The sequence below is a fragment of the Sphingomonas echinoides ATCC 14820 genome (assembly GCF_000241465.1).
GTDB lineage: Bacteria > Pseudomonadota > Alphaproteobacteria > Sphingomonadales > Sphingomonadaceae > Sphingomonas > Sphingomonas echinoides.
In genome coordinates this window covers 2432895-2457609 of sequence record NZ_JH584235.1, presented here as the reverse complement: position 1 = coordinate 2457609, position 24715 = coordinate 2432895, and the positions used below count along the sequence as shown (strand labels likewise).

Sequence of the window (24715 nt, the reverse complement as noted above, 5' to 3'; positions counted from 1 at the left end):
TCTGGGTTAGCGTCGCGCCTATGACCACAGGCAAAATCCGAATCGGCATTGGCGGCTGGACCTATGAGCCGTGGCGCGGGGTATTTTTCCCCGAGAAATGGCCGATCAAGCGCGAACTCGAATATGCGGCGGCGCAGTTGACCGCGATCGAGGTCAACGGAACCTATTATTCCTCACAAAAGCCGGCGACCTTCGCATCCTGGGCGAAAACCGTGCCGGACGGCTTTGTCTTTGCGCTCAAAGCCTCGCGCTACTGCACCAATCGCAAGGTCCTGGCCGAGGCTAGCGAATCGATCGCGCGCTTCACGGGGCAGGGGATTGTCGAGCTGGGCGACCGGCTGGGGCCGATCTTGTGGCAATTCATGGCGACGAAGCAGTTCGACCCCGACGATTTCGGGGCGTTTCTGAAGCTGCTGCCGACGCATCAGGACGGCGTTGCGCTTCGTCACGCGGTGCAGGTTCGCCACGCCAGTTTTCAGGTCCCCGAATTCGTCGCGCTGGCGCGCGCCGCCGGTGTGGCGATTGTCTATGCCGATTCGGCGGACTATCCGGCGATCGCCGATGTCAGCGGGGATTTCGTCTATGCCCGGCTCGAAGCTGCGGTTGAGGAGGAGCCGACCGGCTATGCTCCGGCAGTGCTCGACCGCTGGGCTGAGGCGGCGCGCGGGTGGGCGCGGGGCGAAGCGCCCGATCACCTCCCGCGTCTCGCCGAACCCGCGCCGGTGGTGCCGCGCGAGACCTTTGTGTTCTTCATCAATGGGGCGAAGGTCCGTGCGCCCGCCGGAGCGATGGCGCTGATCGAACGGATCGACGGCTAGCGCGCCGGAACTGTGGGCTGCGGCGTCGGTTGAGGCGCGGCACCCGCGGGTGCCGACACGCCCTGCGCAGCCGGCACTGTTGGGGCGGGTGCGACGACGGCAGCGGGTGCGGCGTTGACCCCGGGGGCAAAAAGGGCGGCGCTTTCGATCGTATCGAGCGCGCGTCGTGCTGCGATGTAGCGCCGTGCCGCGCTCGTCCAACGTTCGGCGCGGGGCGCACCGGGCGTGCGCGAAACTTCGGCCAAGGCGGCCTCGACTTGCCCAGCATCGAGCAATCGCCGCGCCCGGGCCACGCGGTCGACTGGCAAGGGCGACGGTGTCCCCGCTTTGCGCACCACGACCAGATTGCTCAGCTCGCGGGTCAGGCTTTGCCACCAGCCGGTGCTGGCCGCCCCCGTCATCAGTTCGGGCGCAACCCCGTCCAGGCCGATGCGGAGATCTTCGAGCGTTACGGGTTCGCGCGCGGCCTGCACGATCGTGGCAACGGCAGCAGGCTGGGCGTTGCCGAAGCGCTCATGCAACTGATCCTCGAGAAAACCGAGATTAAGCCCGCGATCGAGCGCCCGGCGCGCGGCGAAGGCGACCATCAGCCCCTCACCCCGCGTCGCATAGCCAGAGGCGCGGCGTGCATCGCGATCGATCGTGCCCGACCGTACTTCCAGATCACCGATCTTGTCGGCCAATTCGGCCTCGCGGCTGGACAAAGCGGCCAAGTCGATCGTCGGGACCGGGGCATTGGTCTTGCTGGGTACGATCACCACCGGGGCTTGCCCGTTGCTGCCAACCGGGAGCGTGACCGTTGCGACCGGCTTTGTGTCGCCGCCGCGCACCAGACGCAAGATGACGAAGGCCGTCGCGCTGGCCCCGATCAGGAACGCGATCAACCCGAGCGCGATCGCCCGCCGCCAACCGAGCCCGTCCGACGCCGCGACCCGTGGGGGCGGCACGAAGGGGGGAACGATACGCGGCGTGATCGGCTCTACCCGAGGTGAGTCGGAAGGCGCAGGCGCGGTTTCAGGGACGGGAGGTGGGGTGGCGTCCATCGCCGCCTTATCGGGGCGCTGACGCGGGCGGTCAACGGCTCGTCGCGCGCACCGCGGCGAAGAGCGCGGCGTCGTCCGGTGTCGCTGCGACAGCGACCTCGCGCCACCCATGCCCGGCGGCGGTGGCGATTGCCGAACTGAACGCCGCGATGCCCAGGGTCGCGCGGTCCATGCCCGTTCCGTCGACCAAAGCCCCCAGCCGCCGCGCCGCGCGTGCCGAATGCAGCAGCGCGATCGTCCCGGCGAGCGTGCGAAGCGCGGTCTCCTCGATCGGGATCGGGGCACTTTCATAGACGGGCACAACCGCTGCAATCGGCCCGCCGCGCTCCAGCGTGCGGTCGCGGCCGGTCAGGTGCAAGGCGGTGGTAAATCCGTTCGCGCTGGCGAGCGCAGCGATGTCGGCGGCCGTGCCCTCACCCGTCGCCATGACGTCAAAACTCGCCGCGCGTGCGGCGGCAGCGGTGCGCGGCCCGACCGCCAGAACGGGAAGCTGCCGCAGCGCCTCCAATCCGGGCCCGCCGAAGCGCAGCGCGTTGGCGCTGGTCAGGATCAGCGAATCGAATCGCGCGGCATCGGGGACATCCCAAGCGAGCGCCTGAACCGCGAACAACGGGACCGACACGGTTTTGAACCCGGCGGCCCGGGCGCGGGCGATGGTGGCGGCATTGCCCGGCTCGGGCCGCAACACCGCCAGCGTGGTCACGCCGCGAACAGCCGCCGTACCGAAGCGGGGGCCCGCGCCAGCAGATCGGCCGCCAGTCGCTCGGCCAGCGCAGCATCGCCAACCGCCCCGCTTGCTTCGCCCGCGACATGGGCGCTGCCATCCTCGGCAAACAATTCGGCGCGCAGGCGGATGGTGTCGGCGTCGCGCGTCGCCAGTGCGGCCACCGGGGAATGGCAATCGGCCTGGAGGGCGGCCAGCAGCGCGCGCTCGACCAGCACGCAGCAATGCGTCGCCGCATCGTCGATCGCGGCGAGCAAGCCGAGCATGCGCGCATCGCTTGCCCGCGCCTCGATCCCGACCGCGCCCTGTGCGGGGGCGGGCAGCATGACGTCGATCGCGATTCCGACGCCGACATCGGGGCGGCCAAGCCGATCGAGCCCCGCTGCCGCGAGCATCGAGGCGTCGACCGCGCCTGCGGCGACCTTGGCGAGGCGGGTATCGACATTGCCGCGAAACAGCACGGTCGTCAGATCGGGCCGCATCCGTCGCAATTGCGCGACGCGGCGCGGCGAGCTGGTGCCGACGATCGCGTTCGGGCGGAGCGCGGCGATGCTCTCGGCCCCGATCAGCCGGTCGCGCACATCGGCGCGCGGCAGCATCGCTGCGATGGCGATGGCGGCGGGCCGGATCGTCTCGACATCCTTCATCGAATGGACCGCGCAATCGATCTCACCCGACAGCAGCGCGCGGTCGAGTTCCTTGGTCCACAACGCCTTGCCGCCGATCTCGGCGAGCGCCACATCCTGTACGCGGTCGCCGGTGGTCTTGATCGGCACGATCTCGACTGCGTCGGTCGTCCAGCCATGCGCATGGCACAGCGTGTCGCGCACCATATTGGCTTGCACCAGCGCGAGCGGCGATCCGCGTGTGCCGAGTTTGAGTTGTGGGCTGGTCACGCGCTTCCCCTCCATTGCGAGCGCCCTTTGTGGCGAAGCGACCCGATTTCGACAAGCGCCGCGCAACACGCTACGGGCGGTGCATGGCACTGATCCTTGGCCTTGAATCGAGCTGCGACGAAACGGCGGCAGCGCTGGTGACCTCCGACCGGCGCATTCTCGCCCACCGTTTGGCGGGGCAGGAGGCGGCGCACCGCCCGTTTGGCGGCGTGGTGCCTGAAATCGCGGCGCGCGCGCATGTCGAAGTGCTGGCGCCCTTGGTCGAGGCGGCGCTGGCCGACGCCGGGGTGACGCTGGCCGATGTCGATGCGGTCGCGGCGACGGCAGGGCCGGGCCTGATCGGCGGTGTGATGGTCGGGCTGGTCACGGGCAAGGCGTTGGCCCATGCGGCGGGCAAGCCGCTGGTCGCGGTCAATCACCTAGAAGGCCATGCGCTGTCGCCGCGCCTGTCCGATCCCGATCTCGCTTTTCCCTATCTGCTGCTGCTGGTTTCGGGCGGGCATTGCCAATTGCTGCTGGTCGAAGGCGTCGCACGCTATCGCCGCCTCGCCACCACGATCGACGATGCCGCAGGCGAAGCGTTCGACAAGACCGCCAAGGTGCTGGGGCTGGGCTTCCCCGGTGGACCCGCGGTCGAGGCGGCGGCGGCGTTGGGGCGACCGATCGTGCCGTTGCCGCGCCCGCTGAAGGGATCGGCCGAGCCGCATTTCTCCTTTGCGGGCCTGAAGAGCGCGGTGGTGCGCGCGCATGACGCCAAGACGTGGAGCGTCGAGGATCTGGCGGCCTCCTTCCAGGCGGCCGTAGTCGATTGCCTGCTCGATCGCACCGTCCGTGCGCTCGACCGCGCTGGCGCTGCGACCGCACTGGTGGTGGCGGGCGGGGTGGCCGCGAACACGGCGGTGCGCACGGCGCTGAGCGGCTTGGCCGACACGCACGGCTTGCGCTTCGTCGCGCCGCCCTTGTGGCTGTGCACAGACAATGCCGCGATGATCGGCTGGGCCGGGGCAGAGCGCTTTGCAGCGGGGTTGACCGACCCGCTCGACATCGCCGCACGGCCACGCTGGCCGCTCGATCCGGGGGCAGAGGCGGTTCGCGGCGCGGGGGTGAAGGCATGAAGATCGGCGTTATTGGCGGCGGGGCCTGGGGCACCGCGCTGGCGCAGGTTGCTGCGCGCAGCGGTGATCCTGTCTTGCTGTGGGCGCGCGAGCCCGAAGTGGTCGCTTCGATCAACCAGACGCACGAGAATAGCCGCTTTCTCGCAGGCATCGCGCTGCCGCGCTCGATCCGGGCGACCGGTGCGCTGGCGGATCTGGCGGGGTGCGATGCGCTGTTGGTGGTCGCGCCCGCGCAGCATGTCCGCGCAGTGCTCGCCGAAACCCCCGTCGCCACGACGCCGCTGGTGCTGTGCGCCAAGGGGATTGAGGCGGGAACGCAACTCCTAGTCGGCGAAGTGGCGCAGCAACTCTATCCGGATGCGCCGATTGCGGTGCTGTCCGGCCCGACCTTTGCGCATGAAGTGGCGGCGGGGCAGCCGACGGCGGTGACGCTCGCTTGTGCCGATGCAGCACTCGGCGCGGCGCTGGCCGATCGGCTCGCCAGCCCGAGCTTCCGTCCCTATGCCTCAACCGATGTGATCGGGGCGGAGATTGGCGGCGCGGTCAAGAATGTGCTCGCCATCGCCTGCGGCGTGGTCGAGGGCGCGGGGCTGGGCCAGAATGCGCGCGCCGCCTTGATCGCGCGCGGCTTTGCCGAGATGACGCGCTTTGGCCTTGCGCGCGGCGCGCGGGCGGAGACGCTGAGCGGCTTGTCGGGTCTGGGCGATCTGGTGCTGACCTGTTCGTCGACCAGTTCGCGCAACTTTTCGCTCGGGGTCGGGCTTGGCCAGGGCAAGCGCGCGGCGGACCTGCTCGCAGATCGGCTGACCGTTGCTGAAGGCGCGTTCACGGCACCCGTATTGCAGGCGGCGGCAGCCGAAGCGGGCGTGGATATGCCGGTGGTGGACGCGGTCTGTGCGTTGCTCGACGGGCGTGATGTCGCTGCGGTGGTCGGCGCGCTGCTCGCGCGTCCGCTGCGGCGGGAATAACCGACCCTAGAAGTCGATCGCGATGCCGTTGAGTTCCCAGTCGCCATAGCGGGTGGGATCAAGGCCATCGGGGTCACCCTTCGCGCTTTGCCCGGCGATCGCCGCCGGTTTCGGCTCGGGTTGCGGCAGCGGCGGGTTCGCGCTGAGATAGGTGGGTGGCTTCACATGCGGCGGGCGACGGGCCATGGGGCGTTCCTTGGGACGGCACGATGCCGAGCAATGCGTGACATTGGCGGTCTTTCCGCGCAATTCAACCCACAACCCATGAATGAGAGACTTCGCTTTTGACCCTTCCGCCGCCCCGCCGCTATATGCCCAAGCCCGAACCGGTCGATCCGCCGGGCGTCCCTGCGCGCCGTGCGGCGCTGCGTCTGCTCGATGCCGTGTTGCGCCAGGGCGTTCCGCTGGAAGCGGCGATCGGCCGCGCGACGGCGGGGATCGAGCGTTCCGACGATCGGGCGCTGGCGCATGCGATCGCGGCCGAGGTGCTGCGCCGCTTGCCCGATCTCGACGCGCTGATCGATTCGGCGACCAAGACGCGGTTGCCGGATGATGCCAAGGCACGCTTTGCGCTCCGCATCGCGCTCGTCCAGGCCTTGTCGCTCGGTACGCCGCCGCACGCCGCGATTTCGACCGTGCTGCCACTGGTCGATGGCGGCCCGCGCAAGCTTGTCCACGGCGTGTTCGGCACATTGATGCGCGGTGGCGACCAGCTTCCCGAGCAGCCGACCCTACCCGATCCGGTGGCGATTCGCTGGCACGCCGCCTGGGGCGATGATGGGATCGAGGCGGCGGAGCGCGCGATGGCGGCACCACCGCCGCTCGACCTGACGCTCGCCGATCCCGCCACTACGACCGCGATGGCGGAGGCGTTGGGGGGCGTTTCGCTGCTGCCCGGTCATGTGCGCCTGCCTTCGGCGCATGTGCCCGAATTGCCGGGGTTCGAGGAGGGAAGCTGGTGGGTGCAGGACATTGCAGCCTCGCTGCCCGCCCGTTTGCTCGGGCGTGGGCCCGGCGTCGCGCTTGATCTGTGCGCGGCCCCCGGCGGCAAGACGATGCAGCTCGCAAGTGCCGGCTGGAGCGTCACTTCGGTCGATTCGTCGGAAAGTCGTCTGGCGCGACTTCGCGAAAATCTGGAACGCACGCATCTGAGCGCAGAGGTGATCGTGGCCGATTTGCTGTTGTGGTCGCCGCCCGCCCCCGCCGATGCGGTGCTGCTCGATGCGCCGTGTAGCGCGACCGGCATTTTCCGCCGTCATCCCGACGTGCTCCACCGCATCCGCCCGTCGCAGATCACCGAACTGGCCGCGCTGCAGGCAAAATTGCTCGCCCGCGCCGCCGATTGGGTGAAGCCGGGCGGGATGCTGGTTTTTGCGACCTGTTCGCTGGAACCGGCGGAGGGGGAGGCGCAGTTGAAGCGCTTTCTCGCGGCGCGCAGCGACTATGCGATCGAGGCCGTCCCGCAGGATGCGCTTCCGGTTGGCATAGTGCCCAATCCCGGTGGATGGGTGCGCACGCTTCCCGGTATGGTCGATCCCGGCGGCAATGATGGCTTTTTCATCGCGCGCCTACGCCGCGCCGGGTAATCCCTTGCTTGCCCGTCGGTGTGGCCGTGCTAGAGGCTGACGCCTTATGACTTACCGTCCCGTCCGCATCGCGCCGTCGATCCTGTCCGCCGATTTCGCCAAATTGGGCGAGGAAGTCCGCGCGATCGATGCCGCGGGCGCGGACTGGATCCATGTCGATGTGATGGACGGGCATTTCGTGCCCAATATCTCGATCGGCCCGGCGGTGGTGAAGGCGATCCGTCCGCACACGACCAAGCCGCTCGACGTGCATTTGATGATCGCGCCGGTCGATCGTTATCTCGATGCCTTTGCCGAGGCGGGCGCCGATACGATCAGCATTCATGTCGAAGCGGGGCCGCATACCCATCGCAGCCTCCAGCACATTCGCAGCTTGGGTAAGCGCCCCGGCGTGGTGCTGACCCCGCAGACCCCGGCCAAGGCGCTCGACTATCTGCTGGAAGAGGTCGATCTGGTCCTCATCATGAGCGTCAACCCCGGCTTTGGTGGTCAGGCGTTCATCGAAAGTTCGCTGCGCAAGATCGAGGCGGTGCGCAAGATGATCGACAAGGGCGGCTATGATGTTGATTTGGAAGTCGATGGCGGGATCGATCTGGTGACGGCACCGCGCGCGATCGCCGCCGGGGCTGATGCGCTGGTCGCGGGCACGGCGACCTTCCGCGGTGGCCCCGGCGCTTACGCCGCCAATATCGCGGGCCTGCGCGGCTAGATGGGTATCCCGTCCTCCCTTGGAGCCCCGATCGAGTCTGGCCCCAATGTGCAGGGCGACAGCATCGACGAGGGCAAGCGGTTGATCCGCCAAGGGGGAGACAAGGGGTTGTCGTTGGCCGAACGTCTGGCCGAACACTTTCATCGGCTGACCTGGCGCACGCCCATTCACGGGATGCGGCTGAAAGGTCGGCACCCGCTGAAGCTGATCGCAGTCCCGGACGATCCCTTTTTGGGCGATACCCGGCGCGGCAACGCATTGCTCGACGGTCGGCTGAGCTTCCGCGGCGAATCGCGCGCGATCGCGGCGCTCGATTTGGCGAAGCCCGATTTTTCCAAGGCTTTTGCCGAGTATCTGCACGGCTTTTCCTGGCTGCGCGATCTCTCGACCGTGGCCACGCGGGCGCAGGGAATCCCCGTTGCCGAGGCGCTGATGCGACGTTGGCTCGATGCCCATGCCGACACCGTCAGCGAGCCCGCGTGGCGCGCGGATCTGTGGGGACGGCGGATCCTGCTGTGGACCGCGCACGCGCCGCTCATCCTGTCGTCTACCGATCTCGTCTACCGCAGCCGCGTGCTCAACACGCTGGCGCGCGGCGCGCGGCATATCGACCGTGGCGCGGAAAAGGCCGCGCCGGGCGCGCCGCGCGTCGCGGCGATGTGCGGCGTGGTCGCGGCCGGTTTGCTGATCCCGGGCGGCGATGCGCGGCGCAGTGCCACCGAAGCTGCACTCGCCAAGACGCTGGCGGCGTCGATCTTTGAAGATGGCGGCAATGTCGCGCGTGCGCCCGCCGCACAGGTCGATCTGCTGATGCTGTTGACCGCTTTGCGCGAAGTTTATGCTGCGCGGCGGCTCGAAGCGCCGACGAGCGTCACCAATGCGATCGCAGCGCTGGTTCCGGCCTTGCTCGGCGTCTGCCACGGCGATCACGATGTCAGCAGTTGGCAAGGCGGTGCGCCGATCGGGGCCGCCGCGCTCGACCAGATCATCACGGCAACGGGCGTGCGCACGCGTCCGCTCCGCCAGGCGCGCGAATGGGGCTATCAGCGGCTCGCTGCCGGGGCCACGGTGGTGATCCTCGACGGTGCGCCGCCGCCGATTGCGCGGCTGGTCGAGGGTGGGTGCGCATCGACGCTGGCGTTTGAGATGTCCGATGGCGCGCAGCGGCTCGTCGTCAATTGCGGTGGCGCGCGCGCGGGTGTGGTGCAGCTTCCGGCAGCGCTGGCCGAGGGGTTGCGCACCACGGCGGCGCACTCGACGCTGATCGTCGGCGATAGCAATTCGACCGCAATCCATGCCGACGGTACGCTCGGGCGCGGCGTGTCGGAGGTCGAGCTGGCGCGGCAGGAGAGCGAGGGGTTGAGCCGCGTCGAGGCCAGCCATGACGGTTATGCCCGCCGCTTCGGGTTTCTGCACCGTCGCCAGCTCATCCTGGCCAGCGATGGCCGCGAGCTACGGGGCGAAGATATGCTGCTCCCGGCGACCAAGCGCCGCAAGCTGGCGGCGACTGGTTTCGCCGTCCGGTTTCACCTTGGGGTGGGTGTGCAAGTGTCGCCAACCGCCGATGGCCTTGCGGCGTTGTTGCGATTGCCGGGGGGCGGGTTGTGGCAGTTCCGCTGTCGCGGCGGCACGCTGGCGGTCGAGGAAAGCGTGTGGATCGATGCCGATGGCCGCCCGCATGCGACGATGCAACTCCTCATCACCGGCGAATCGCCTGCGGGTGGGGCGAGTGTGAGCTGGGCGTTCAAGCGCGCGGGATAAACCGCACCGGTTGAATCTTCGCAGGCGAGCGGGCAGGGACGCGCAAAGCCATCCCCTGGAGCACCCCATGACCACCATCCCCATTCGCCGCGCGCTGCTGTCGGTGTCCGACAAGACCGGTATCGTTGATCTCGCCCGTTCGCTGGCCGAAGCCGGGGTCGAACTCGTCTCGACCGGCGGCACTGCCAAGGCGCTGCGCGAGGCGGGGCTGAGCGTGCGCGACATTTCGGACCTGACCGGCTTCCCTGAAATGATGGATGGCCGCGTCAAGACGCTGCACCCGGTGGTGCATGGCGGGCTGCTCGCGGTGCGCGACGATGCCGCGCATGTCGCGTCGATGGAGGAACATGGCATCGGCGCGATCGATCTCGTCGTCGTCAATCTCTATCCGTTCGAGGCGACCGTCGCCAAGGGTGCCGAGCGCGACGAGATCATCGAGAATATCGACATTGGCGGTCCGTCGATGGTGCGCTCTGCCGCCAAGAACCATGCCTTTGTCGCGATTGTTACCGATCCGGCGGATTATGCGGTGGTGGCACAAGGCAGCACCACGCTCGCCGACCGCCGCCGTTTCGCCGCCAAAGCTTATGCGGCGACCGCCGCCTATGACGGGATGATCGCGCAGTGGTTCGCCTTTGCCGATCAGGGAGAACGTTTTCCCGAGACGCTGCCCTTGACGCTCAAGCGCGGGCAGGCCCTGCGCTATGGCGAGAACCCGCATCAGTCGGCGGCCTTCTACACCGCCAGCGGCCCGCACGCGCGCGGCATCGGTCAGGCGCGGCAAGTGCAGGGCAAGGAACTGAGCTACAACAATCTGAACGACGCCGATGCTGCGCTCGACCTGGTCAGCGAATTCCGCGAGGCCGCGCCGACCTGTGTCATCGTCAAGCACGCCAACCCCTGCGGGGTCGCGACCGGCGCGACCTTGGAAGAAGCCTATGCCGCCGCGTTTGCGTGCGACACGGTATCTGCATTCGGCGGAATCATCGCCCTCAACCGTGCGCTCGACGGGGCGACGGCGCGCGCGATTTCGGGGATTTTCACCGAAGTGGTGGTTGCGCCCGACGCCGATGAAGAAGCGCTGGCGATCTTCGCCGCCAAGAAGAATTTGCGCCTGCTGCTGACCGGCGACCTGCCCAACCCGGCGCGCGCCGGGCTGCTCGCCAAGGCGATCACCGGTGGCTGGTTGGTGCAGACGCGCGATGGCGCGAGCAACCCCGAGCTGCAGGTCGTCACCAAGCGCCAGCCGACCGCCGAGGAACTGGCCGATTGCCGCTTCGCCTGGACCATCGCCAAGCACGTCAAGTCCAACGCAATCGTCTATGCCAAGGGCGGCAGCACCGCCGGTATTGGTGCCGGGCAGATGAATCGGCTCGAATCCGCCCGCATCGCGGCATGGAAGGCAAAGGACGCTGCCGAGAAAGCGGGTTGGGCGACGCCGCGCACGATCGGATCGGCAGTCGCCTCGGACGCCTTCTTCCCGTTCGCCGATGGCCTGCTGGCGGCGGTCGAGGCCGGGGCTACGGCGGTGATCCAGCCAGGCGGATCGATCCGCGACGATGAAGTGATCGCGGCGGCCGATGCGGCGGGCCTGGCGATGGTGTTCACCGGCGTCCGCCACTTCCGCCACTGAGACGGCGGGCGGGGCGGCGTGGGGTTCAGCCCACGACCGCCTCGCCACCCGGCATCCGCCGGAACAGCGCACGGTCCTCGGGGCCGAACGCCCAGCGGTACAGAACGAAGATATAGACGCCGGCAATGGCCGGTTCCCCGATCAGCAATTCCGCCCATTCGAAGCGATGCGGCAGCGAAGTGAACGCCGCGCCGACCAGCCCTGCCGCCGCGACCGCCCATGCCATCGGCCAGCGCCATCCGGCCACGCGTGCCCGCAGCAGGCGGGCGAGATAGTTGGATTTGATGATCGAGGTCAGCGAGACCGACAGGAACAGCGCCACGGCCGGGCCTGCCGCCTGATAGGCGAGTGGCCAGCCAAGCGCCTGCATGCCGAAGATCAGCGCAAAGCTGAGGCCGACCTGAAACAGCAGCATCCCGATCGAAATCGCCATGTTCTGCAGCCGCGCGATATAGACCAAGGCGGATTCGCACACCGCTCCGGTGGACGCCGCCGCTTCGGCCATCAGCAAAAACGCCAGTGCCGCCGTGCCCGCGACAAATTGTGGCCCGACCGTCCCCATCACCGCTTCGCCGGGGATCGAACCCATCAAGGCGAGCCCGGTTTGTGCGGCCAGAATCCAGAAACCGACCTGGCGCACCTGGCTCGCCACCCCGGCGGTGTCGCCGCGCGCGAGGCTGGAGGTGATCACCGGCCCCAGGATCGGGTCGAAGCTGGTCTTCAGCTTGCCCGGAATCGAGGCGACTTGCTGCGCCATCCAGTAAATGCCGACGATGCGCGGCTCGAACATCAGGAACAGGATCGAGCGATCGACATTGCGCGTGCCCCATTCCAGCGCATCTGCCCCGGCGAGCGGGGCATTGCGGCGGATCAGCGCGATCGTGCGTGCCGGGTGCAGCCGCCAGCCATGCGGGCGGCCATAACTGCGCACGAACGGGACCAGCGACGCGACTAAGGCTGCGATCATCGACAGCATATAGGCGATGACCAGCCCATCATGCCGCGCGATGGGATACAGCACGCCCGCCGCGATCGAGATCGTCCACGGTTCGATCACCGCGCGCGCGGTAACCGTCGCCTGCACGTCGCGGCGATAAGCGAGCGCGGCGAGCATGATGTCGGACCAGGCGCTGGCGACGATGATGCAGGGTAGCAGACGTTCCAGCAGCGTCGGGCTGCTGCCGTGGTACATCAGCTCGGGCACCAGCATCAGCGCTGCGCTGGCGAGGCCGGAGGCGATCGCGGCGACGACCAGGCAATCCCACACGATCTGGACGTGCGGTCGCTCGTCCGCTTCGGCAATGGCTTGCGCCAGCCCGCGCTTGAGGCCGAAGGTCGCGAGCAAGGCCGCGACTTCGACGAACAACACCGCGCGCGCGAAGGTGCCGAGCGTATCCGGGCCGTAGAGTCGCCCAGCGATGAACAGGAACGGCAGCCGCGCCACCAGCCGCATCATGAAACCGATGATGTTGGTGCGGCCGCCCTTGGCCAGCGCGTCGATTTCTTCCGTGGTTCGCCCGCCGGTCGCGCTTGCCACAGCGCTCAATGCGCGGCTCCCCAGCTGAGCCCGGTGCCGATCTCGATGCCGAGCGGCACGCTGAGCGTCACGGCGGGCTGGGCGGCGGTGGCCATGACGCGTTCGATCACCGGCTTGGCGGCGGCGACATCGCCTTCGGGCAGTTCGAAGACGAGTTCGTCATGCACCTGCAGCAGCATCCGCACGTTGGGCAGGCCAGCTTCAAGCAAAGCGGGGCCCATCCGCACCATCGCGCGCTTGATGATGTCGGCGCAGGTGCCCTGGATCGGGGCGTTGATCGCGGCGCGTTCTGCCCCCTGGCGCTCATGCTGCACCTTGGAGGCGATGCGCGGGAAATGCGTTTTCCGCCCGAACAAGGTGGTGGTGTAGCCGGTTTCGCGCACGCTCTCGGTGGTCTGCGCGATATAGTTGCGGATGCCGGGGAAGCGATCGAAATAGCGATCGATCATCGCCTGCGCTTCGTCCGCCGTCACATCGAGCCGACCGGCCAGGCCCCAACGGCTGATGCCGTAAAGGATCGCGAAGTTGATCGTCTTGGCGCGCCCGCGCGTGTCGCGATTGACCTCGCCGAACAATTCCTGCGCGGTCATGCTATGAATGTCGGCACCGCTCGCGAACGCCTCGCGCAGCGCGGGCACATCGGCCATGTGCGCGGCAAGCCGCAACTCGATCTGCGAATAATCGGCGGCGAGCAGCACATTGCCCGGTTCCGCCACAAAGGCATCGCGGATCTGGCGGCCGATTTCGGTGCGGATCGGGATGTTCTGCAAATTGGGGTCGGTCGAGGACAAGCGCCCGGTCTGCGCGCCGGTCAGGCTGTAAGAGGTATGCACGCGGCCGGTCGCCGGGTTGATCTGCGCTTGCAGGGCATCGGTATAGGTCGATTTCAGCTTCGACAATTGCCGCCATTCGAGCACCTTGGTGGCGATGTCCTTACCCGGCGAATCGCGGTCGGCGGCGATGCGTTCGAGCTCGTTGACGTCGGTCGAATAGACGCCCGATTTGCCCTTGCGGCCACCCTTGATGCCCATGCGTTCGAACAGCACGTCGCCCAATTGCTTGGGGCTGCCGATCGTGAACGGTCCCCCGGCGAGCGCATGGATCTCGACTTCGAGCGCGCCGATCTGGCCGGAAAACTCCCCCGAAAGTTGCGCGAGGCGCTCGCGATCGACCTTGATTCCGTGGCGTTCCATCTGCGCGATGACGGGCACGAGCGGCCGGTCGACCATTTCATAGACGCGCGTTGCGCCCTCGGCGGGCAAGCGCGGCTTGAACCGCCGCCACAGACGCAGCGTGACATCGGCATCCTCGGCGGCATAGCGCGTCGCCGCATCGAGATCGATTTCGTTGAAGGTGCGCTGCGATTTGCCGACGCCGACCACATCCTTGAAGGCGATGCAGCTATGCGACAGATGCGTTGCGGCGAGTTCGTCCATGCCGTGGCCGTGCAGCCCGGCATCGAGATCAAAACTCATCAAGATCGTATCGTCAAAAGGCGCGACGTTCACGCCCAATCGCCCCAGCACGATCATATCGTATTTCAGATTGTGCCCGATCTTGAGCACGCCCGGATCCTCGAACAGCGGCTTGAGCTTGGCCAGCGCCACCTCTGCGCTCAACTGCACCGGTTTTTCCGCAAAGAGTCCGCTTCCGCCATGCGCGAGAGGTACGTAGCACGCGAGATTGGGATGCAGCGCCATGCTGATTCCGACCAGTTCGGCGCGGGTCGCGTCGATCCCTGTGGTTTCGGTGTCGATCGCGATCCAGCCCTGGTGGCGCGCGATGGTGATCCAGCGGTCCAGTGCCGCCTCGTCGACCACGGTCTCGTACGAATCATGCTCGCACGGCGGGTCCTGCTCGGTCGGCACCGCTTTCGGCGCGGCGACAGGGGCATCGGCTACGGCGGACAATTTGGCGATCAGCGACTTGAAGCCGTGATGCTCCAGAAAGGCGCGCAAGGGGGCATCGGGGATGCCCTGCAATTCCAGTTCATCGAGTGGCTGCGGCAGCGGCTCGTCGCATTTGAGCGTGACCAGCACCTTGGACAGCCGCGCATTGTCGGCCTGTGCGATCAGATTGTCGCGCAACTTGCCCGCTTTCATCGTCGGCGCGGCGGCGAGCACCCCCTCGAGATCGCCATGTTCGGCAATCAGCTTGGACGCGGTCTTGGGGCCGACGCCGGTGACGCCGGGCACGTTATCGACGCTGTCGCCCATCAACGCGAGCACGTCGCCCAATTGCGCGGGTTCGACGCCGAACTTCTCGCGAACATGCTCGGCACCGAGGCGGCGGTTGTTCATCGTGTCGTACAGATCGAGGCCGGGCTCGATCAATTGCATCAGGTCCTTGTCGGCCGAGACGATCGTCACCGCCCAGCCTTGCGCGAGCGCGGCCTTGGCGTAGCAGGCGATGATATCGTCGGCCTCCAGCCCCTCGGTCTCGATGCACGGCAGCGAGAAGGCGCGCGTGGCGTCGCGAATCATCGGGAATTGCGGGACGAGATCCTCGGGCGCGGGCGGGCGGTGCGCCTTATATTGATCGTAAAGGTCATTGCGGAAGGTTTTGCTCGATTTGTCGAGGATGACCGCCATGTGCGTTGGGCCATCGGCCTTGTGCAGTTCATCGGCCAGTTTCCACAGCATCGTGGTATAGCCATAAACGGCACCGACCGGCTCGCCATGAATGTTGGTGAGCGGGGGGAGACGGTGATAGGCGCGGAAAATGTACCCCGAGCCATCGACAAGATAGAGATGCGGCATTGCGGGGGGATAGCCCAAGCTTCGACGAGGACAAAGCCCCGCTTTCGTCTCGGCTATCCGTGATTGGCGACGACGCTTGCCACCACCGCCTGCATCAGCGCCTGACGGGCGGGAATCGGCTTGGGCGTATCGCCGATCATCACCGCGATCGCATAGCTGCGGCCATCAGGCGCAATCAGCAGGCCGACATCATTATAGCCGGCGGTGCGCCCGGCGAGATCCTGGCCCGTGCCGGTCTTGTGGCCGAAGGTCCACCCGGCGGGCACCGCGCCGCGCAGGCGCTGCTTGCCGGTGTGCGAGGATTCCATCGTGGTCAGCAGATATTCGGTCGAACTGCGCGACAACAGGTCGCCGCGCTTGAGCCGCGCCAGCGCGTCGGCAATGGCGCGCGGGGCGGCACCGTCGGGCGGATCGGCGACATAGCGTTCATAAGCCGCGATACGGTCGGGGCGTGGCAGGCGCGCGCGGGAAAGCGCAAAGGCGTTGCCGAAGGCGAAATCGGGTTTCCACACCAGGCCTGCGGTCTGGCTTTGCAACAGCCGTTCGCCCGGCCCAAAGCGAATGTCGCCCAGCCGCTTGCGCTGCAGGAAATCGCGCACTGCGTTGGGCCCGCCGACATAGCGCAACAGCCGATCATTGGCGGTATTGTCGCTCATCGTCAGCGCGCGCTGCAACAATTCGCCGACGGTGGTCTGATAGCCCTGTTCGCCCTTGATCAGCGCGGCGATCGGTTGATGGAAGACGGTGAGGTCATCGCGTGTCAGCGTGATCGGATCTTCGAGTTTCAAGCGCCCGGCATCGCGGAAATCGAGCACGGTCATCGCGACCCACAATTTGCTGACGCTTTGCTGTGGCAGGCGCTGCTCGCCGCCAGTGTCGACCGCCCAGCCTTCTTCAATGCTGCGCACCGCCACGCCAACCCGCCCATCAAAGGCGCGCACCAGCGCCGCGACATTGGCGACAAGCGCGGACGGCGGCGCGACCGGGCGCGGGGCAGGGGCGGCGGCGACGGGGCTTGGCACCGCGACCGGAACGGGCGGAGCGGCCAGGCGCGCGACATGGACGTTGGCATCGTGACCGCAGGCGCACAGAGCAGCGGTCAATAGCATCGCCGCCGCCGGTTTCGGGAATCGATACGGAAGAATGCGCGTCACCGTTTACTGGCCCCAATGTCCCGAGAAAGACCCTCTCACCCGAGCCCCAAACCCCATGATAGGGCAACAATAGGGTTGAGGAATCTTTTCGTGGCAACCGTGCGATGAATCGCCTGTGTCACAGGATGAGACGAGCGTTCGGCGGGAACCGGTCAGGCCGTTGATTTCAGGGCACCAAAATGGTGTCGAGCGCTTCCCCCGGCAACATCTCGGGATAATCCAGCGTGTAATGCAGCCCGCGCGATTCCTTGCGGTGCAGCGCCGAGCGCACGATCAGCTCGGCCGTCTGCAGCAGGTTGCGCAGCTCGATCAGGTCGGGCGTGACGCGGAAGTGGCCGTAATAATCGTTGACCTCGTCGGTCAGCATGCGGATGCGGTGCTGCGCCCGCTCCAGCCGCTTGGTGGTGCGCACGATCCCGACATAATTCCACATGAAGCGGCGGATTTCGGTCCAGTTCTGCTTGATGACGACTTCCTCGTCGGAATCCTCGACGCGGCTTTCGTCCCATGGGCGAATCGCCGGCGGGGGAGGCAAATCGTCCCAATGCTCGCTGATATGCTGCGCGCAGGCTTCGCCGAACACGAAACATTCGAGCAGGCTGTTCGAGGCGAGGCGGTTGGCCCCGTGCAGCCCGCTCTCGCTGCATTCGCCTGCGGCATAGAGGCCGGGCAGGTCGGTGCGGCCGTCGAGATCGATCACGATCCCGCCGCACGTGTAATGCTGCGCGGGCACCACCGGAATCGGGTCGCGCGTCATATCGATGCCCAGGCCGAGCAGCTTTTCCTGGATGTTGGGGAAATGCTCGTGGATGAAGTCCGGCCCCATATGGCTGATGTCGAGATGGACGTAATCGAGGCCCAGCCGCTTGATCTCATGGTCGATCGCGCGTGCAACGATGTCGCGCGGGGCGAGTTCGGCGCGCGGGTCGAAATCGGGCATGAAGCGATAGCCATTGTCGGGCAGCAGCAATTGCCCGCCCTCGCCGCGCACCGCCTCGGTAATCAGGAAATTCTTGACGTCGAGATTGTAGAGGCAGGTCGGGTGGAACTGCATCATCTCCATGTTGGAAACCCGACACCCGGCGCGCCACGCCATCGCGATGCCGTCCCCGGTTGCGCCACGCGGCGCGGTCGAAAACAGATAGGTGCGCCCCGCGCCGCCCGTCGCCAATATGGTCGCGCGCGCGGTGTACAGTTCGACCCGCCCGGTCGCGCGGTTGACGGCATAGACGCCCCAGACATGGCCCGCGCCCGAATAGCGCTCCTCATGCCGACTGGTGGCAAGGTCGATCGCGACCATATCGGGGACGAGCGTGATATTGGGATGGTCGGTCGCGGCGCGTTGCAGCGCCTCCTGCACCGCCCAGCCGGTCGCGTCGGCAACATGGACGATGCGGCGGTGCGAATGGCCGCCCTCGCGGGTCAAATGCAGCGCGCCGCCATTTTCTTCGCTTTCGGTGGCAAAGGGGACGCCCAGTTCGCGTAGCCGAGCGATCGCGGCGGGTGCGCGTTCGACCACCATTTCCACGGTCGCACGGTTGTTGAGCCCCGCGCCCGCGATCATCGTGTCTTCGATATGGCTTTCGAAGGTGTCGCCTTCTTCCAGCACGGCGGCGATGCCGCCTTGCGCCCAGGCGGTGGAGCCTTCGTCGAGCCGCCCTTTGGCGAGCACGGTGACCTTGAAACGATCGGCGAGATTGAGGGCGGCGGTGAGCCCGGCGGCACCCGAGCCGATGATGAGCACGTCCGAAGTGTTGGTCTGGGGCAAAAGCGAATCCGTTCGTGTCGAGCGCAGTCGAGACACCTGGCGCGGCGGCCCGCAGGGTTCTCGACTACGCTCGAACCGAACGGGAAGACAAGCGGATTAGGCGGCGTTCGATGCCCGTGTGAGGTTTAGGAACACGTCCTCCAGATCGGCTTCGCGCGTTGAGACGTCGACGATGCCGTAACCATCGGCCTGCACGGTTGCGAGCACCTGGCCCGCATTCACCTGGTCCTTGGCATAGGTGATGGCGAGCGTGCGCGTGCCCTTGAGCGCGATCTTCTGGAAACATGCCGCCGTTGGCAGCGCGGCAACGTCGCGGTCGACGGTCACCTCGACCAGTTTCTCGGTCGCCTTTGCGAGCAGTTCGCGCGTCGGTTCGTTGGCGATCACCTTGCCATGGTTGATGATGGCGATGCGGTCGCACAATTGTTCGGCTTCCTCGAGATAATGCGTCGTCAGCACCACTGTGATTCCCGCATCGTTGAGCGAGCGGACATAGGCCCAGAGCTGCTGGCGCAATTCGATATCCACGCCGGCGGTGGGCTCGTCCAGCACCAGCACGGGCGGGGAATGGACCATGGCCTTGGCGACCATCAGCCGCCGCTTCATCCCGCCCGACAGCGTGCGCGCATAGGCATTGGCCTTGTCCTCCAGATGCACCGCGCGCAGCAATTCCATCGAGCGCCGCTTGGCCTTGGGCACGCCGTACAGGCCGGCCTGAATCTCCAGCGTCTCGAACGGAGAGAAGAACGGGTCGAACAGGATTTCCTGATTGACGATGCCGATCGAGACCTTGGCGTTGCGCGGGTGCTGATCGATGTCGAAGCCCCAGATCGACGCGCTGCCGCTGGTTTTGTTAACGAGCCCCGCCAGGATGTTGATCAGCGTCGACTTGCCCGCGCCATTGGGGCCGAGCAGGCCGAAAATTTGCCCGCGCGGCACATCGAAGCTGACGCCGTCGAGCGCACGTTTGCCGCCCTTATACGTCTTGCACAGGTTCGCGATGGAGATAGCGGCCTCGGTCATGGCTGCTGCCCTACGCGCGCGGCGCGGCAAGCTCAATCCTCCCGATCCTCTGCCGGGGAGGATTGTTCGCGCGCGACTCCGCTGCTAAACGCCCCGCATGATCGCACCGCCCGAAATCGTCCGTGTCACCCACACCCGCAATCATTGCGATGGCGCGTCGGATATCCCCGGCGGTGCCAGCCTCGGCCATCCGCGCGTGTTCCTCGAGATTGACGAGAGCGGCTATGTCGATTGCGGCTATTGCGACCGGCGTTTCGTGTTGATCGGCGGCCCCGCCGATGGGGTCGATCCGGCAACCTTGCGCGACCATGGGGATGGCGCGGGGCGTTGAAAGCGCGTTGGCTGCTGCTGACGCCGCTCGCGCTCATCGCGGCAGCGCCTGAAAGGACCTTGATGCAGCACGCGACCGGCACGTTCGAGGTCAAGATGACGCCCGAGGCAAAAGGCGATGCGCCGACCGGCGGTTTGCCGACCAGCCGGATGGGGATCGCCAAGACCTTCATCGGCGGCATGACCGGCAGCGCGACCGGCACGATGCTGGCAGCGGGTACGCCCAAGCCGGGGCACCCGGCGGGCTATGTCGCGATCGATCAGTTCAATGGGAGCGTCGATGGCAAGGCGGGAAGTTTCCTGCTGCTCCACCGCGGCACGATCGACAAGGTCGGCGGCGCCGATCTGTCGGTGATCATCGCGCCCGACAGCGGCACCGGCGCGCTGGAAGGGATTAGCGGCAGCTTCGCGATCACGATCGAGGGCGGCGTGCACCGTTACGATCTGGCCTATACGCTGCCGACCAAATAGTCGTCGGTCACCCCGGCACGCGGCCGGGGTGACGGCGAACGGGTGCCCATAACACCGCAGTCACGACCTCTGTGCCATTTACGAAGGCAGAGCGCCTCCCTATCTCTGCTGGATGACCAGCCCCACAGACCCCCGCGCCTTCCTGTACCACGATGGCCAGCTTGATCCGGCCGAGGCGCAAGCGCTCACCGCCGCTGCGCTCGGCAAGGCCGATGATGGCGAACTGTACCTGCAATATCGCAAGTCCGAAGCGTTCGGCTTTGATGACGGGCGGCTGAAGACGGCGAGCTACGACACGCATTCGGGCTTTGGCCTGCGCGCGGTGTCGGGCGAGATGACCGCCTTCGCCCATGCCAATGAACTGAGCGCCGCCGCGATCCGGCGTGCGAGCGAGACGATGGCGCTGATCGATCCATCCTCCGCGCCCAAAGCGGGGCCGCCGCGCAGCACCAACCGCCACCTGTATACCGCCGCCGATCCGCTCGACCTGATCCCCTTCGCCGACAAGGTGACTCTGTGCCAGACGATCGATGCCGCCGCGCGCGCGCGTGATCCGCGCGTGGCGCAAGTGTCGGTGTCGCTGATGGGCAATTGGAACGTGGTCGAAATCGTCCGCGCCGATGGCTTCGTTGCCACCGACGTGCGCCCGCTGGTGCGCTTAAACGTGTCGATCGTGGTCGAACAGAATGGCCGTCGCGAAACCGGCAATTTCGGCATGGGCGGCCGCTATCTCTATACCGAGCTGATGGAACCGGCGACGTGGAACCGCGCGATCGACCAGGCGCTGTCGCAGGCGCTGGTCAATCTCGATGCGGTCGCGGCCCCGGCGGGCGAGATGACCGTGCTGCTCGGGCCGGGCTGGCCCGGCATCCTGCTGCACGAGGCGATCGGCCACGGGCTGGAGGGGGATTTCAACCGCAAGGGCACCAGCGCCTTTTCCGGCCGCATTGGTGAACGCGTCGCGGCCCCGGGCGTGACGGTGGTCGACGACGGATCGATCGCCGACCGGCGCGGATCGCTGTCGATCGACGATGAAGGCACGCCGACGCAGGAAAATGTGCTGATCGAGGACGGCATCCTCAAAGGCTATATCCAGGACCGCCTCAATGCGCGGCTGATGGGCGTGGCCCCGACCGGCAATGGCCGCCGCGAGAGCTTCGCCCACGCACCGATGCCGCGCATGACCAACACGTTTATGCGCGGCGGCAGCGATGATCCGGCCGAGCTGTTGTCGCGCGTGAAGAACGGCATCTTCGCCAAGAGCTTTGGCGGCGGGCAAGTCGATATCGTGTCGGGCAAATTCGTGTTCAGTTGCACCGAGGCGTATCTGGTCGAGAACGGCAAGCTCGGTGCGCCGATCAAGGGCGCGACGTTGATCGGCGATGGCCCGTCCTGCCTGACGCGCGTCGAAGGGATCGGCAACGATTTCGCGCTCGACGAGGGCGTGGGCATGTGCGGCAAGGGCGGGCAGAGCGTGCCGGCCGGCGTCGGGCAGCCGACGCTGCTGGTCGGCGGGCTGACGGTCGGCGGCACGGCGGTCTAAGCCTGCGGATCGCCAACGGGGTGCGCTTATGCTAAACGCTCGCCATGGAATTCTTTCGCGCCCTTGGCGACAAGCACCGCGCTTTCATTGCGCGGCAACCGATGTTTTTCGTGGCGACGGCGGCGGAGGGCGCGCGCATCAATCTCAGCCCCAAGGGGATGGACAGTTTTCGCGTGCTCGGCCCCAATCGCGTCGCCTATCTCGATCTTGGCGGATCGGGCAATGAGACGCAGGCGCACCTTGCCGCCGATGGGCGCATCACCATCATGTTCTGCGCGTTCGATAATCCGGCGCTGATTTTGCGGCTATATGGGACGGGGCGTTTCGTGATTGCGGGGGAGCCGGGCTTTGACGACCTCGCCCAGCATTTCCCGCGCCTGCCCGGTGCGCGGCAGATTTTCGACATCACGGTCGACAGCCTGCAGACGAGCTGCGGATGGGGCGTGCCGCACATGACGCTCGATCGCCCGCGCGATACGTTGGTCAAATATCACGCCCAGCAGGAACCGGCGGCGCGCCTCGCCAAAATCGCGGATCGCACGACCAGCATCGATGGCTTGCCCGTCCGTGTGCAGGCGGTGTTGCCGAGCTTCGACGCGCCGTCCGCGTGACGGCCCGATGAGTCTGGTAGAACTCGGCCGTTTTGCGCGCAACGAAGCGCATATCGTGATCGGGCGGCTTGAATCGGAGGGGATCCCCGCCCTCGCGCTCGACGGTAACGCCAGCATTGCCGATGGCAGCCAGTTTTTCATCCCGGTGCGGGTGATGGTCGATGCGGACGATATCGCGGCCGCGCGCCACATCATTGCGGCACTGCCCGATTCTTAGGCAAACCTTCGCAACTGCACAAAAATTTACCGCGCGGTAATCTTTCGTGACGCATTTGTACGCGGAAACGCGTCTTTCCAACTCTGGCACGCTCATTGCGTAAGAGCTCTTGGGGTCCATAACCAGGGGCGGTTGTCGCATGAAGCTCGTCATAGCCATCATCAAACCCTTCAAGCTTGATGAGGTGCGCGAAGCGCTCACCGAAATCGGCGTCGCGGGGATGACCGTTACCGAGGTCAAGGGATTCGGCCGCCAGAAGGGCCAGACCGAAATCTATCGCGGCGCGGAATACAGCACCAACATGGTGCCCAAGATCAAGATCGAGATCGTCTGCGGCGCGGATCTTGCCGACAAGGTCGTCGAGGCGATCCAAGCGTCGGCCAATACTGGCGCGATCGGCGACGGCAAGATTTTCGTGCTCGATGTCGGTCAGGCGGTCCGCATCCGCACCGGCGAAACCGATGAGACCGCGCTGTGAGCGGGGCTGTTAAGGGGGTAAAGATGAAAGCATCGACCAAATTGGGGTTGGCGGCGCTCGCGGGGGCTGCCGTCTTCGCCGCGCTCCCGGCCTGGGCGCAGACCACGGCGGCAGCGGCCGTCTCGCCGATTCCAAAGGCGACCGTCGACAAGGGCGATACCGCCTGGTTGCTGGTTTCCTCGCTCTTGGTGCTGATGATGTCGGTGCCGGGACTCGCTTTGTTCTATGGCGGCCTGGTGCGCACCAAGAACATGCTCAGCGTCCTCACGCAGGTGCTGATGATCGTGTGCATGGTCGCGGTGATCTGGGTCACTTATGGCTATTCGGTCACCTTCACGGGCGGCAGCGCCTATTTTGGTGGTTTCTCCAAGGCGTTCCTGATGGGAGTCGACGCGAACAGCCAGGCAGCGACCTTCTCCAACGGCGTCTATGTTCCCGAATTCGCCTATATCTGCTTCCAGATGACCTTTGCCTGCATCACGCCGGCGCTGTTCATCGGCAGCGTGGCGGAGCGGGTGAAATTCTCGCCGCTGATGCTGTTCACCGCTTTGTGGGTGACGTTGGTCTATTTCCCGATCGCGCACATGGTGTGGTATTGGGGCGGCCCGGACGCGATCGCTTCGGCGGCGCTCAAGGGCGCAGCCGCACTCACCGCGCAGAATGCCGATGCGGGCAAGCTGTTCCAATGGGGCGCACTCGATTTCGCGGGCGGCACCGTGGTGCACATCAACGCCGGTATCACGGGTCTGGTGATGTGCATCCTGCTCGGCAAGCGCCTGGGGTACCCGAAGGAGCCGATGCCGCCGCACTCGCTGACCATGACCATGATCGGTGCCAGCCTGCTGTGGGTCGGCTGGTTCGGCTTCAACGCTGGCTCCAACCTCGAAGCCAATGGCGTTACCTCGGTCGCCTTCATCAACACCTTCGTCGCCACCGCCGCTGCTGGCCTGTCCTGGCTGCTGGTTGAACAGATCGTGCGCGGCAAGCCGTCGCTGCTCGGGGCCGCCTCGGGTGTTGTTGCAGGGCTCGTCGCTGTCACCCCGGCCTCGGGTTATGCCGGGCCGATGGGTTCGGTCGTGCTCGGCCTGATCGTTTCGCCGCTCTGCTTCTTCTTCGTCGCCAAGGTGAAGGCGTGGTTCAAATATGACGACTCGCTCGACGTGTTCGGCGTGCACTGTGTCGGCGGCATCACCGGCGCGATCGCGACCGGGATCCTGGTCGCGCCCAAACTCGGTGGTCAGGGCCTGGCCGATTATTCGACCAAGCCCGGCACGATGGTCGCGGGCACCTATGACATGCTGAGCCAGGTCATCATCCAGTGCTCGGCGGTTGGCCTGACGCTGGTCTGGTCGGGGGTCGGTGCAGCGGTGCTGTTCGTCCTGATCGACAAGACCTGGGGCATGCGCGTCAGCGCCGATGTCGAGCAGGAAGGCCTCGACATCGCCGAGCATGGCGAGCGCGCTTACCACTATTGAAGAGATTGGCTGCCGGGTTCGGGGGAGCCCGGCGGCCAAACCATGTTCCTCCTGCGGACGACCTAAGGCCGGTGCGGCAACGCACCGGCCCTTTTT

The 24715-nt window shown here is 66.5% G+C and carries 23 protein-coding genes; 14 read left to right on the top strand and 9 right to left on the bottom strand.

Translation table 11 applies throughout. From position 1 onward, the window contains the following. Window positions 1-20 precede the first annotated feature (20 nt). Window positions 21-818 carry a DUF72 domain-containing protein gene (locus ON00_RS11510; RefSeq protein WP_010405917.1) on the top strand — a complete coding sequence of 266 codons (798 nt, stop codon included), beginning with the start codon at window positions 21-23 and terminating at the stop codon, window positions 816-818. Here the strand turns inward: ON00_RS11510 and ON00_RS11505 are convergent. From ON00_RS11505 to hemC, 3 genes are read right to left on the bottom strand one after another with little or no spacing between them, the layout of a single operon-like run. Beyond that, window positions 815-1861, bottom strand: coding sequence for a hypothetical protein (locus ON00_RS11505; RefSeq protein ID WP_245535569.1), 1047 nt, complete (start codon window positions 1859-1861; stop codon window positions 815-817). The two genes, ON00_RS11510 and ON00_RS11505, sit on opposite strands and share 4 nt — an antisense overlap. Window positions 1862-1892: 31 nt before the next feature. Continuing rightward, on the bottom strand, window positions 1893-2564 hold the full coding sequence (locus tag ON00_RS11500; RefSeq protein WP_010405915.1) for a uroporphyrinogen-III synthase: 672 nt from the start codon (window positions 2562-2564) through the stop codon (window positions 1893-1895). After that, window positions 2561-3496: a hydroxymethylbilane synthase gene (hemC, locus tag ON00_RS11495; RefSeq protein ID WP_010405914.1), complete on the bottom strand. Its 936-nt coding sequence runs from the start codon at window positions 3494-3496 to the stop codon at window positions 2561-2563. The genes ON00_RS11500 and hemC overlap by 4 nt, the downstream gene beginning before the upstream one ends. A 68-nt stretch (window positions 3497-3564) precedes the next feature. Between hemC and tsaD the strand changes: the two genes are divergently transcribed. After that, the gene (gene tsaD / locus ON00_RS11490; protein ID WP_010405913.1) at window positions 3565-4596 is read left to right on the top strand and encodes a tRNA (adenosine(37)-N6)-threonylcarbamoyltransferase complex transferase subunit TsaD; all 1032 of its coding nucleotides are present in this window, start codon (window positions 3565-3567) and stop codon (window positions 4594-4596) included. After that, window positions 4593-5564 carry an NAD(P)H-dependent glycerol-3-phosphate dehydrogenase gene (locus ON00_RS11485; RefSeq protein WP_010405912.1) on the top strand — a complete coding sequence of 324 codons (972 nt, stop codon included), beginning with the start codon at window positions 4593-4595 and terminating at the stop codon, window positions 5562-5564. The genes tsaD and ON00_RS11485 overlap by 4 nt, the downstream gene beginning before the upstream one ends. 6 nt (window positions 5565-5570) lie before the next feature. On the opposite strand, the gene ON00_RS11480 is transcribed toward ON00_RS11485, so the two are convergent. Next, the gene (locus ON00_RS11480; RefSeq protein WP_010405910.1) at window positions 5571-5750 is read right to left on the bottom strand and encodes a DUF1674 domain-containing protein; all 180 of its coding nucleotides are present in this window, start codon (window positions 5748-5750) and stop codon (window positions 5571-5573) included. 125 nt (window positions 5751-5875) lie between these two features. On the opposite strand from ON00_RS11480, the gene ON00_RS11475 reads away from it, so the two are divergent. The 4 genes from ON00_RS11475 (at window position 5876) to purH (ending at window position 11253) form a co-directional block, all read left to right on the top strand. Continuing rightward, window positions 5876-7150 carry an RsmB/NOP family class I SAM-dependent RNA methyltransferase gene (locus ON00_RS11475; RefSeq protein WP_029622743.1) on the top strand — a complete coding sequence of 425 codons (1275 nt, stop codon included), beginning with the start codon at window positions 5876-5878 and terminating at the stop codon, window positions 7148-7150. Between the two features lie 46 nt (window positions 7151-7196). Continuing rightward, a complete protein-coding gene (gene rpe, locus ON00_RS11470; protein ID WP_010405908.1) occupies window positions 7197-7859 on the top strand; it encodes a ribulose-phosphate 3-epimerase in 663 nt (220 codons plus the stop codon). Next, a complete protein-coding gene (locus ON00_RS11465) occupies window positions 7860-9620 on the top strand; it encodes a heparinase II/III family protein (RefSeq protein WP_040601654.1) in 1761 nt (586 codons plus the stop codon). It abuts the gene before it with no gap. 67 nt (window positions 9621-9687) lie between these two features. Continuing rightward, window positions 9688-11253, top strand: a complete 1566-nt coding sequence (purH, locus tag ON00_RS11460; protein ID WP_010405905.1) for a bifunctional phosphoribosylaminoimidazolecarboxamide formyltransferase/IMP cyclohydrolase — start codon at window positions 9688-9690, stop codon at window positions 11251-11253. Window positions 11254-11278: 25 nt separating this feature from the next. Here purH and ON00_RS11455 read toward each other — a convergent pair whose 3' ends face one another. The 5 genes from ON00_RS11455 to ON00_RS11435 all read right to left on the bottom strand — a co-directional run bounded on the left by ON00_RS11455 (window position 11279) and on the right by ON00_RS11435 (window position 19494). Beyond that, window positions 11279-12799 (bottom strand): lipopolysaccharide biosynthesis protein, encoded by a 1521-nt coding sequence (locus ON00_RS11455; RefSeq protein WP_010405903.1) that lies wholly within the window; start codon window positions 12797-12799, stop codon window positions 11279-11281. Then, entirely contained in the window at window positions 12796-15549 is a 2754-nt protein-coding gene (polA, locus tag ON00_RS11450; protein ID WP_010405901.1) for a DNA polymerase I, read from the bottom strand. The genes ON00_RS11455 and polA overlap by 4 nt, the downstream gene beginning before the upstream one ends. Window positions 15550-15602: 53 nt before the next feature. After that, on the bottom strand, window positions 15603-16658 hold the full coding sequence (locus ON00_RS11445; protein ID WP_010405900.1) for a serine hydrolase: 1056 nt from the start codon (window positions 16656-16658) through the stop codon (window positions 15603-15605). 211 nt (window positions 16659-16869) lie between these two features. Then, complete coding sequence (gene nadB, locus ON00_RS11440) at window positions 16870-18471, bottom strand: L-aspartate oxidase (protein WP_010405899.1); 1602 nt, start codon at window positions 18469-18471, stop codon at window positions 16870-16872. Between the two features lie 96 nt (window positions 18472-18567). After that, the gene (locus ON00_RS11435; protein ID WP_010405898.1) at window positions 18568-19494 is read right to left on the bottom strand and encodes an ABC transporter ATP-binding protein; all 927 of its coding nucleotides are present in this window, start codon (window positions 19492-19494) and stop codon (window positions 18568-18570) included. Window positions 19495-19591: 97 nt separating this feature from the next. Here ON00_RS11435 and ON00_RS11430 point away from each other — a divergent pair, with 97 nt between their 5' ends. From ON00_RS11430 to ON00_RS11400, 7 genes are all read left to right on the top strand, one after another. Next, entirely contained in the window at window positions 19592-19825 is a 234-nt protein-coding gene (locus tag ON00_RS11430; protein WP_010405896.1) for a zinc-finger domain-containing protein, read from the top strand. Further along, window positions 19822-20295, top strand: coding sequence for a DUF3224 domain-containing protein (locus ON00_RS11425; protein ID WP_010405895.1), 474 nt, complete (start codon window positions 19822-19824; stop codon window positions 20293-20295). Before ON00_RS11430 ends, ON00_RS11425 begins: the two co-directional genes overlap by 4 nt. A 112-nt stretch (window positions 20296-20407) precedes the next feature. After that, window positions 20408-21838: a metalloprotease TldD gene (gene tldD / locus ON00_RS11420; protein WP_010405894.1), complete on the top strand. Its 1431-nt coding sequence runs from the start codon at window positions 20408-20410 to the stop codon at window positions 21836-21838. Between the two features lie 44 nt (window positions 21839-21882). After that, window positions 21883-22449 (top strand): pyridoxamine 5'-phosphate oxidase family protein, encoded by a 567-nt coding sequence (locus tag ON00_RS11415; RefSeq protein ID WP_010405893.1) that lies wholly within the window; start codon window positions 21883-21885, stop codon window positions 22447-22449. Between the two features lie 7 nt (window positions 22450-22456). Further along, window positions 22457-22666, top strand: a complete 210-nt coding sequence (locus tag ON00_RS11410; protein WP_010405891.1) for a putative signal transducing protein — start codon at window positions 22457-22459, stop codon at window positions 22664-22666. Window positions 22667-22805: 139 nt separating this feature from the next. Further along, on the top strand, window positions 22806-23144 hold the full coding sequence (locus tag ON00_RS11405) for a P-II family nitrogen regulator (RefSeq protein WP_010405890.1): 339 nt from the start codon (window positions 22806-22808) through the stop codon (window positions 23142-23144). A gap of 23 nt (window positions 23145-23167) precedes the next feature. Next, entirely contained in the window at window positions 23168-24619 is a 1452-nt protein-coding gene (locus tag ON00_RS11400; RefSeq protein ID WP_010405889.1) for an ammonium transporter, read from the top strand. Window positions 24620-24715 lie beyond the last annotated feature (96 nt).

Excerpts from the sequence above, each read along its gene's own strand:
- ON00_RS11410 (WP_010405891.1), top strand. The coding sequence starts at position 22,457 with ATGAGTCTGGTAGAACTCGGCCGTTTTGCGCGCAACGAAGCGCATATC.
- ON00_RS11415 (WP_010405893.1), top strand. The coding sequence starts at position 21,883 with ATGGAATTCTTTCGCGCCCTTGGCGACAAGCACCGCGCTTTCATTGCG.
- rpe (WP_010405908.1), top strand. The coding sequence starts at position 7,197 with ATGACTTACCGTCCCGTCCGCATCGCGCCGTCGATCCTGTCCGCCGAT.
- ON00_RS11445 (WP_010405900.1), bottom strand. The coding sequence starts at position 16,658 with ATGCTATTGACCGCTGCTCTGTGCGCCTGCGGTCACGATGCCAACGTC.
- ON00_RS11485 (WP_010405912.1), top strand. The coding sequence starts at position 4,593 with ATGAAGATCGGCGTTATTGGCGGCGGGGCCTGGGGCACCGCGCTGGCG.
- ON00_RS11480 (WP_010405910.1), bottom strand. The coding sequence starts at position 5,750 with ATGGCCCGTCGCCCGCCGCATGTGAAGCCACCCACCTATCTCAGCGCG.
- hemC (WP_010405914.1), bottom strand. The coding sequence starts at position 3,496 with ATGGAGGGGAAGCGCGTGACCAGCCCACAACTCAAACTCGGCACACGC.
- tsaD (WP_010405913.1), top strand. The coding sequence starts at position 3,565 with ATGGCACTGATCCTTGGCCTTGAATCGAGCTGCGACGAAACGGCGGCA.
- ON00_RS11430 (WP_010405896.1), top strand. The coding sequence starts at position 19,592 with ATGATCGCACCGCCCGAAATCGTCCGTGTCACCCACACCCGCAATCAT.
- ON00_RS11400 (WP_010405889.1), top strand. The coding sequence starts at position 23,168 with ATGAAAGCATCGACCAAATTGGGGTTGGCGGCGCTCGCGGGGGCTGCC.
- ON00_RS11475 (WP_029622743.1), top strand. The coding sequence starts at position 5,876 with ATGCCCAAGCCCGAACCGGTCGATCCGCCGGGCGTCCCTGCGCGCCGT.
- polA (WP_010405901.1), bottom strand. The coding sequence starts at position 15,549 with ATGCCGCATCTCTATCTTGTCGATGGCTCGGGGTACATTTTCCGCGCC.
- ON00_RS11405 (WP_010405890.1), top strand. The coding sequence starts at position 22,806 with ATGAAGCTCGTCATAGCCATCATCAAACCCTTCAAGCTTGATGAGGTG.
- ON00_RS11465 (WP_040601654.1), top strand. The coding sequence starts at position 7,860 with ATGGGTATCCCGTCCTCCCTTGGAGCCCCGATCGAGTCTGGCCCCAAT.
- ON00_RS11510 (WP_010405917.1), top strand. The coding sequence starts at position 21 with ATGACCACAGGCAAAATCCGAATCGGCATTGGCGGCTGGACCTATGAG.
- purH (WP_010405905.1), top strand. The coding sequence starts at position 9,688 with ATGACCACCATCCCCATTCGCCGCGCGCTGCTGTCGGTGTCCGACAAG.
- tldD (WP_010405894.1), top strand. The coding sequence starts at position 20,408 with ATGACCAGCCCCACAGACCCCCGCGCCTTCCTGTACCACGATGGCCAG.
- ON00_RS11435 (WP_010405898.1), bottom strand. The coding sequence starts at position 19,494 with ATGACCGAGGCCGCTATCTCCATCGCGAACCTGTGCAAGACGTATAAG.
- ON00_RS11505 (WP_245535569.1), bottom strand. The coding sequence starts at position 1,861 with ATGGACGCCACCCCACCTCCCGTCCCTGAAACCGCGCCTGCGCCTTCC.